7 protein-coding genes and 2 pseudogenes are annotated in these 9069 nt (G+C 55.7%); 8 read left to right on the forward strand and 1 reads right to left on the reverse strand.

Annotated elements, in window-relative coordinates; genetic code table 11:
* The first annotated feature begins 351 nt into the window (after positions 1 to 351).
* The 7 genes from IVA82_RS43640 (at position 352) to IVA82_RS43670 (ending at position 8504) form a co-directional block, all read left to right on the forward strand.
* Entirely contained in the window at positions 352 to 1332 is a 981-nt protein-coding gene (locus tag IVA82_RS43640) for an FkbM family methyltransferase (protein ID WP_247383480.1), read from the forward strand.
* 423 nt (positions 1333 to 1755) lie between these two features.
* Positions 1756 to 2652, forward strand: a complete 897-nt coding sequence (locus IVA82_RS43645; RefSeq protein WP_247383479.1) for a class I SAM-dependent methyltransferase — start codon at positions 1756 to 1758, stop codon at positions 2650 to 2652.
* Between the two features lie 142 nt (positions 2653 to 2794).
* Complete coding sequence (locus tag IVA82_RS43650; protein ID WP_247383478.1) at positions 2795 to 2959, forward strand: hypothetical protein; 165 nt, start codon at positions 2795 to 2797, stop codon at positions 2957 to 2959.
* 152 nt (positions 2960 to 3111) lie between these two features.
* Positions 3112 to 4185 carry a UDP-glucuronic acid decarboxylase family protein gene (locus tag IVA82_RS43655; RefSeq protein ID WP_247383477.1) on the forward strand — a complete coding sequence of 358 codons (1074 nt, stop codon included), beginning with the start codon at positions 3112 to 3114 and terminating at the stop codon, positions 4183 to 4185.
* A 273-nt stretch (positions 4186 to 4458) separates the two neighbouring features.
* Complete coding sequence (locus IVA82_RS43660) at positions 4459 to 6837, forward strand: glycosyltransferase (RefSeq protein WP_247383476.1); 2379 nt, start codon at positions 4459 to 4461, stop codon at positions 6835 to 6837.
* 60 nt (positions 6838 to 6897) lie between these two features.
* Positions 6898 to 7860, forward strand: a complete 963-nt coding sequence (locus IVA82_RS43665) for a glycosyltransferase (RefSeq protein ID WP_247383475.1) — start codon at positions 6898 to 6900, stop codon at positions 7858 to 7860.
* A 182-nt stretch (positions 7861 to 8042) separates the two neighbouring features.
* Positions 8043 to 8504, forward strand: coding sequence for a transposase (locus tag IVA82_RS43670; protein ID WP_247383474.1), 462 nt, complete (start codon positions 8043 to 8045; stop codon positions 8502 to 8504).
* Positions 8505 to 8586: 82 nt separating this feature from the next.
* Here the strand turns inward: IVA82_RS43670 and IVA82_RS43675 are convergent.
* Positions 8587 to 8734: pseudogene (locus IVA82_RS43675) on the reverse strand (transposase domain-containing protein); the annotation flags it as partial.
* A 200-nt stretch (positions 8735 to 8934) separates the two neighbouring features.
* On the opposite strand from IVA82_RS43675, the pseudogene IVA82_RS43680 reads away from it, so the two are divergent.
* A pseudogene (locus IVA82_RS43680) lies at positions 8935 to 9069 on the forward strand (IS110 family transposase); the annotation flags it as partial.

Raw genomic sequence — 9069 nt, forward strand, 5'->3', positions numbered from 1 at the left:
CCGCGGCACACACACACACCTCGCCTGGCACGCCAGAGAAGACGGGAGCTTCCAATTGAAAATCGAAGGGCCCCTCTTTCCCCTGACAATAAATATGCTAAGATTTAATATCAACCCAATTCTATTTAATTTTCGCTTGCAGCAATTCCAAGTGGATATATATTGCCTGCATGTTTAATGGAAAGGTAGAAGCGAATAGCCTATTGCTCCCTTGTCGAGGACCGTCAGCTTGCCGCGACACCTGACAGCCCTCGCCGAATGGCCCCAATTTAGAGCTCTCGTGATTACTTTGGATCTTTGATTTAGGTCGCTGGCCGAAGGCCGCGCCGTGCCCGAACATTGGCGGGCCCAATGCAACGCCAGACGACGCACTTACCGCCCGAATGGAGGACACCATCTGAGTTCGTCTTTGCCTGGGAGCTGGCGCCGTGCGATGCCGCGGGCTCCGTTCCAGCTTCCGTCGCTATCATCTCCGATCCGGAGAAACCAAAAAGCCGGAAAGACCTCGGTATTGATTCAATCCCGATGGCAGGGGTCGGGCTCAAGGAATGGGAGCACCTCGTGCCTGAGTGGAATCTGATTTTCGACGTTGGATGCCATCGCGGCGAGGACTCGCGCTTCTATCTACGGAAGGGCTTTCGCGTCGTCGCTGTAGAGGCCAACCCCGCGTTATGCCGTGAATTACGCCATACATTCTTTCACGAGATGGCTACTGGCCAGTTCGTACTCGTCGAAAAGGCTATCGCCGGCGTTGCCGGAGAGGTCGAGTTCTTCGTTAATTCCGCGCATAGTATATGGGGCACAATATGCCCGGAGATCGCAGAGCGCGATAGCGCGAATTTCTCCAGGATTGTCGTCCCCTCCGTGACGTTCAACTCTCTCCTGCGGGACTACGGCGTACCTCGTTACCTCAAAATCGATATCGAGGGCGCCGACATGCTGTGCCTGGAAAGTCTGCTGTCCGAACCGGATCGCCCCGACTTCGTCTCGTTCGAGACTGACCGCAAGACCATAGCAGCCCTCCGATCCGAGCTGTCGCTCCTGACACGTCTGGGCTATCGGCGATTTCAGCTGGTCGATCAGAAGACCGTGCAGCAACAAGAGCAGCCCTTCCCTGCTCGTGAGGGCCTGCACGCGGACTGCGGGATAGCTCCTGACGCTGCGGGGCTCTTCGGGCTCGAGCTGCCGGGTCGCTGGCTCTCGCCACCTGGATTTATCGCCAGCTACGCGCGCGTGATGGCGCGTGATCGCCTGGCCGGCTTGGCCAGGCGTTGCGCTCTACCAAACCTCATTCGCGGATCGTGGTACGACATCCACGCCACTAGATCGTAAGTGTCCGCGCCCACGCAGTCGCGCTTTCTGCCACCGCCGCCACGGATGATAGGTCCTATCCGTTCTGAGGCGAAGTGCAGTGCTGCCGTGCGGAATAGTTTCAGAGCACGGCGGCGCGGGAGGTGCCAACGCGGCGCCCCGAATTTCATTTGGCCGAGGAAGCCGATCAAATAACCACGATTTAATTTAGACAACGCCACTCCGGTTCAATATATTCAGACTGCAAGGTGACAGAGCCCTGCTCCGATCAGGGGGCCGGGCAGAGCGATCAGATCGAAGGAGGCGGTATCAGCGAACCCGTCAATTTGCCGCGACGACTTGCGACGAAAACCACTACACCCGTTACGGCTTCTCCGGCGCCGGCGGAGCCTGATTTCGATCCCCTGCTGTGGCTAGGCAATTCAGATGATTTGTAAAACATGCTTGTCAGATGGCGAACATCGCTGCCACCAATTTATCGAGATGATGTTCGGCACAAGAGAGCGGTTTGAGTACCAAGAATGTATTGATTGTGGGACGATCCAGCGCCTGTCGGATGTAGTAGACGAGAGTCGCTTTTACCCCGATGGGTACTATTCATTCGCCGACGTTCGGCGAAATTCACGGGTTACCGCGATCAGGGACGCTCACGCACTCGGCACCAAAAGCATATTGGGAGCCGTGGCGTCCTTTGTGAGGTACGATCCCATCATTGGGGTCATCGGAGACTTTGGAATTGATCCTAGCTCTCGGGTGCTGGACGTCGGCTGCGGCTCTGGGAAACTTCTTCATAGAATGTCTGCGGCAGGGTTCAAGAGCCTTACCGGAGTTGACCCCTACATTTCCGAGCCAACATCGGGTGCCGTGACGATTCACAAATCCGATCTTCGGAAGTTGTCCGGCGAGTTTGATTTCATCATGTTCAATCACTCGTTGGAGCACGTCCCCGATCCGCACCAGAGTCTTAGCGCTGCAAAAAGGCTACTTGCGCCCCGCGGACGCATTCTGGTTCGCATCCCAACTTCGTCCTCGCATGCATGGATGGAGTACGGCTCGAACTGGGTGCAACTGGATGCGCCGCGCCACTTGGTGATTCCATCTCGCAAGGGAATGAACGCATTGGCGGAGCGCTGCGGCCTGTCTGTTAGACAATCGGTCGACGATTCTACTGCGTTTCAGTTCTGGGGAAGCGAAATGTACAGGAAATCCAAGCCGCTCGCATCATCCGGGCCAAACGATGTGTTTAGCCGCCATGAGTTGAGAAGGTTTGCCAAACGAGCGGCAAAGCTAAATATCGAACAACAGGGAGATCAGGTCGCTTTCCTGCTGACCGCCGCTTAGGGCTCGGTGGCCCCGAGCGGGCGGCCGCGCGCAGCTGAAGCAGCTCAAATCGGCGCGCTTGATGAATTCAAGGAAGCGCCGGGCTTCATGCAGCCGCGAGCAGTGCCAGATCCAACGACGTGCCCACGTTGGCTGCTTGGCAATGGCCGACGCTACAATGCGCCAAAAAGCGTTCCTCAAAGAGAGCGTGGCCGGCCACGGAACCAACCGCGCGCTCAAGGCGGCCCGCGATCACGTCATCGACTGGATTGGGTTGGTCTGGCGAAAATTTGTCCTTCAGTTCCAGCTTTCCTCCCGTATTTACTAATGTCAATTAATCTCCTTGCATTTAATCTTGGCTTGCAAGATAAAAGAGGGTATTATTAACGCGGATTAATTGCGACCGCGAAGCTTTGACGCATGAATCCCCCTGCGATAGGGACCGTGGATTTTTTGCATGCGGGTGGCAGGGAGACCAAGATGGCAAGAGCTTATGCTAGCCGAAAACGCATTCTAGTGACGGGGGGGGCCGGCTTTCTCGGTTCGCATCTTATTGACCGGCTGTTGTCCGACGGACATGAAGTCCTGTGCGTCGATAACCTATTCACGGGCACGAAACGCAATAACGAGCACCTTCTCACGAATCCTCGCTTCGAATTTCTACGCCACGACGTGACCTTTCCGCTTTTCGTTGAAGTGGATCAAATTTATAACCTCGCCTGTCCCGCCTCACCCATTCAGTATCAGCACGATCCGGTGCAGACGACAAAAACATCGGTGCATGGCGCAATCAACATGCTCGGCCTCGCCAAACGCTTGAAGTGCCGCATACTGCAGGCATCTACCAGCGAAGTATACGGTGACCCCGCGGTTCATCCGCAGACCGAGCACTACTGGGGTCACGTCAATCCAATCGGACCCCGCTCCTGTTACGATGAGGGCAAACGGTGCGCCGAAACGCTATTCTTTGATTACCATCGCCAGGCCGGCGTTGAAATCAAGGTAGCGCGGATCTTCAACACCTACGGACCTCGCATGCACCGCGCCGACGGCCGCGTAGTCTCGAATTTCATCATTCAGGCGTTGGCCGGCGAGCCCATCACTCTGTTCGGCGACGGCAATCAAACCCGCTCATTTTGTTTCGTCAGCGATCTCATCGAAGGCCTCGTGCGTCTGATGGAAACTCCGAGTTCCTTTACCGGGCCGGTCAATCTGGGCAATCCAGTCGAATTCACCATTCGCGAGCTTGCCGAACTCATTCTGAAGGAGACTGAATCGTCGTCGAAGCTGGTTAATATGGCCTTGCCTCGGGACGACCCAAGGCAACGCCGGCCGGATATTTCATTGGCGAAAGCAGAGCTTGGATGGGAGCCCAAGATTAAGCTGGCTGATGGCCTTAAATCGACGGTCGACTTCTTTCGAGAGGACAACAGGAACGAGGTAGGTGAGGTTCAACCAAATGCTCAGATCACAGCAGCGTCTCAACAAGTCCGTACGGCATTGAGAGAGCTCAACGGCGCTGCTGGGCGATATTCGGCCTCGCACCCGCAGTAATTGACGCGCGCGGCCTGGATCGCTCGGCTTGCTGGAAATGCACCTTCGGCTGCGCGCTGAGCGTGTTCAGTTGAACCCGGCATGCCGTTACTGCCGAGACAAAGGGGGCCGCCGCAGCGTGACGCTTTGGCGCTGGATGTAATATTTGAGTTTAAATGACCGACTTGCCGGCGTACCCGTCTGGATTTGGAAGCAATTGCAAAGCTCGTCAAGACTGAACCTCGGGATCATCGCCGTACCATACTTGTTGCGTCTCCCAGGCCCGGTGTGATCATGAACCACGATCCTTCGAAGCCGAAGCTTCTGTTCTTCCAGTGCCGGCATGGCAAGGAGCTACCCGAATTTCTGGTCATGCATCGACTGCAGCAGGTGAAATGCCTGTCAGAATTCTTCGACGTCGTCGTTATCCAGGAAGATTGCGATTACCGCCGCGTCTGCGACCAATACGAGCCGGACCTTGCGCTCTTTGAAATGCTCAGTGGCGCCGAGCTCCTGAACACTCGGAGACCAGAGATAGCGAATGCGCGTACGTGCCGTGACATACCCAAGCTCGCTTTTTTCAATGCCGACGCGTGGTGCGACGCCCGGGCCGGCTTTCTTTCCGATATGGAACATATGGCTATCGACACCGCGTTCTCTATCTGCACTACCGCAGCCGAACACACCCCTGAACTAGCCGACAAGCTATTTGTCTGGCCAAATTTCATCGACCCCGATGTGTACCGAGATTACGGCCAAGCCAAAGTGATTCCGGCTTTCTTTACCGGCGCCATGAGCACGTTATATCCTTGGAGGCGCAAAATCGAAGGAATCGTGGCGGACCATTACCCTTCGCTGCTGAGTCCTCACCACGGATACGTCAGGCGTCCTCGCGCTGGCCGGATGATGTACGGGGAGACCTATGCGCGCGCCATCAATGCCTCCTGGTTTGTACCAACCTGCGGAACGGTCGCAAAGGATGTTCTCCGCAAGCATTTCGAAATTCCTGGCTGCAAAGCTTGCCTCATTACCGAGCAATCTGCGGCACTCGAAAGCGCAGGCTTCGTCGACATGCACAACTGTGTCTTTGCCGACGAAACGACCGTGCTCGACAAGCTCGCCTATCTGTTGGAGCACGAGGAAGAACTGGTCGGAATTATTCAAGCTGGTTATGAATTCGCTCACGCTCATCATACTTTGCGGCAGCGCGATCAAATCCTCCAATGGTTCCATCTCAACAAGAAGCTCCGGGCAGGCGAAAAGATCGTCCAGGAGAATCCCTTCGGGCGGTTAATAGTCACGGACGGATCATCGGGCCGCAGTAATCATCCGACGGGCCAGGGAATACATCTAACGCTGCTCCAACAGGGAGATGCAGCGCTATGGGCCGGCGACTATCCGGGTGCTGGCGCTTTGTACCGGCGATCCTCAAATTACATCCCCTGGATGCCAGAGCCGAACCTTAGATTGGCGCTCTCAAACCTCTACCTCGGTGATGCCAAAGCTGCCTATGCCCAGATCACCGAATTGGTCCGCTATATCGCCGTTGAATACAAAGCGGCCGACCCTGATCCTGTTGAGTGGGCGTATTTAATTGTCTCGCTCCTCTGTCTGGGAAAGCTGAATGAGGCCAGCCAGCGTGCTAGCCAGTTCCCTGCTCTTCGTCACCCAGAACTTGATCATGCTCGATGGGCCGTCGAAGCCCTGACAACTCGCGGTACGATCGCCCCCTTGCCTGGCAATGGAGTTTATCGCTGCAGTATTCACCAAATGCCGCAACGAACTCTCAAAGATTGGATCGAGCAGCTTTGCATCATTCTCAGGGCATGCAAACAGCCTGAGTTCTCCGCGGAGCTGATGGAATTGCGTTCGCTTCGCCAAGGGGGTGGCGGTCTCTCTGCTCCTCGGAACGATGCTCCGGCGAATCGGAACCGAGGCATTCGGAAACACTCGCCGATCGAGTTGCTTCCCGTATCTTCCAAGAATTCCAGCCTGAGACAAAGAGTGCGCACACGCATCAGACGAGGGGTTGGCGATCTCATGCATCGCCTGGAAAGAAGGTACGGGTACTTTTTGCCTTACCAGCTTTCAGAAATGCGGAATGATGAATTCCTTCGAGAGGTTCGAAAACTGGCACGGGAAAAACCATTCCAGACAGCACTGCTAATGGGCGCAGCGAAAGGTGACGGAATCACTGAGGCTTTTCTCTCGGGTGTGATGGAAAACGAGAACAAACCCACGGTGTTCTGCATAAGCAGTTTGGAGAACGAACTTTCCTGCCTAGAGAAAGCTTTCGCGGACCATGGACGCGTGAACTGCTACGGGATTGCCATCTGTTCCGAAGACGAGCTTGTCGGACAACTACAGATGACAGCCACACAGATTAAGAAAGATCACGGCTTGAACGGATTTGAAGTGGTGGTGATCGATGGCTCGAAATTCAAGCAACTTGCTCCGTGCGCCCAATTGAGAAAAGAGCTTCATAACGCCACGCATATCCTGCTGGATGATATAAACGGCTCGTATAATCACATGAATTACCATCAGCTAGTCAGGGATCCCGACTTCGTGACAGTGGACTGCAACCTCGGAGGATTGCGTGATGGCTACGCGATCTTTGAGAAAATTAAGGCGCCGCGTCGGCGGACAATCTCGGCCAGGGCGGATTGTTGAACCGAGCAAGCCCGATCATCCGATCGCATGATGAGGTTGGCAAGCATGCATACCCCTCTAGTGAGCATTGTCATCAACAACTACAACTATGCCTGCTTCTTGAAGGAAGCCATCGAAAGCGCCCTCAATCAGACCTATTCGCTGATAGAAATTGTAGTGGTGGATGATGGCTCCAGTGATGGGTCGCGAGAGATCATTGCCAGCTATGGCGATCGAGTCGTTTCGGTCCTTAAGGAAAACGGCGGCCAAGCATCAGCACTAAACGCTGGCGTATCGGCGAGCCGTGGCGATGTTCTATGCTTTTTGGATTCCGATGATTATTTTTATCCGGACAAAGTTGCGCAAGTCATCGATTTTTTCTGCACACATGGGATGAATTCAAAGCCGACACTTCTGCATCACGGCGTGGCAGTGAAAAATCTGGCTGGCGATGATCTTCCTGCATCTTTTTTAGCGCGCCGGCTGCACCAATCTCCAATGAATCTCTACAACTCCGCCAAGCGCTACCGTTTTCTTGAGTACCTCGGTGGGCCGACGACGGGGATTTCCATTAACCGAATGTTAGCCGATAGGCTTTTTCCAATCCCGGAAAAGGGCGTGCGTGTTTCGGCCGATGATTTCATCGTATACGGCTCTTTTCTTATCGCGGACGCGTACTCCATGGATATGCGTCTAAGTGCATATCGGCTTCACGGTAGCAACTATTGGTATGACTCCGATAGATTGAAGACCCGAGAATTCCGTGACGTTCTAGACAAGTATTTGAATACCAAGCTCATCGAAGATGGAAAGCAGCCGGTGATCTCGTTCTATGATTCGATGTTCGCTTGGTCCGAATTTGTCAACAAGCGGCAATGGACCAAGTTAGCGGCACACATGCTCAAGCTTTCCTGGAAGCAGCGCGACCTCTTCACGGCGACTTATGTCTGGCACACTGTGATCATGATTCTTCGCGTTTGCAAAAGGGCGCTGATCCAAAGCATGCCTGCACCAGGAGGAGTTAGAAGTCCGAGTAAGTCTTGAGCGAGCTGTTCAGACCGCCACGCTAAAGCCGGGCTCCAGCGCGTGATTCATGCGCGTTGCGATGATCCGTTGTGGGCATCTGGCGCCGGGTCGCTTGATTGCTCTCTTGATGGCTCTAATGTCACTGTGGCCAAATCGACCGTAAGCGCGAAGGCGATACCCTGGCTTCAGAGTTAGAATAAATGTGCGAAGAAGCCTCCGGGTTGGACAGCAGGTGTGGGCTGGGATTGGACGGCAAAAAGGACGCCCATTTGGACGGCTCATCGGTAAGGTCGCTTAGCCGGCTAGAAGTGCTTGAAGGACCGTCGGGGCGTCGTGTGCGCTCGGAGGCTGAGAGGGCGCGGATCGTCGCTGAGAGTCTGCTGCCCGGCGCTCAGGTGTCGGAGGTGGCGCCCAAGCACGGAGCGACGCGCTGGCAGATTTACGATTGGCGACGACGCTTTCGACAGAGAGGCGCATTGCCGCCGTGCGAAGCTTCGGAGTCGACATTTGCGCCGCTGGTTGTGGAAGGGCCGCTGGAGGAGCGTCACGTTCCGGCGATCAAGCTCGAGATTGCGATCGGCGACGTCGTCGTAAGGACGGACGCGGCAATAGATGGGGAACAGCTGTCTCGAGTGATCCGCGCCGTGCGGGCATCACGATGATTGCAGCGGGGTCCGCATACGACGAAGACCACCTGATTGACGCCTGCGCGCGGGCACGGCGAGCTCTATGATTGCGAGAAGGTCAGGCAGCCTGCTGATCGGCGGGCTTGTCGGCTTGGCGCAGGAGCTTCCATTCCCAGGGCAGCAGTTCGTGGGGTGCGAAGCGGGATATCGGCGATACGGGCGAGGACGTCGGCGAGCCAGGCCTTGGGATCGACGTCGTTGAGGCGACCAGGATTCCGATTTATTCCGGCCGGGTTTTCCGACGTGAAGCCGGCCACCGTTCCGATTTGAAGCCGGCCGCCATTCCGATCAATTTCCGGCCAGGTTTCTGAGAAGGTCGGCGTGTCCGTTAATGGGATGGTCCGGCCGTGCTCCGGCCCTGCCAGCACGACAAGCTGGCAAGGGGCGCCCAAGACAGGAGCACGCCATGTCTCAGAAACTCAGCTCAGCGATCGCCGTGATAGGCATCGATATCGGCAAGAACTCGTTCCACATCGTGGGCCACGATCAGCGCGGCGCAATCGTGCTGCGGCAGAAGTGGTCACGCGGCCAGGTAGAAGCA

The sequence above is a fragment of the Bradyrhizobium sp. 142 genome, from assembly GCF_023074015.1.
In the GTDB taxonomy this organism is placed as follows: domain Bacteria; phylum Pseudomonadota; class Alphaproteobacteria; order Rhizobiales; family Xanthobacteraceae; genus Bradyrhizobium.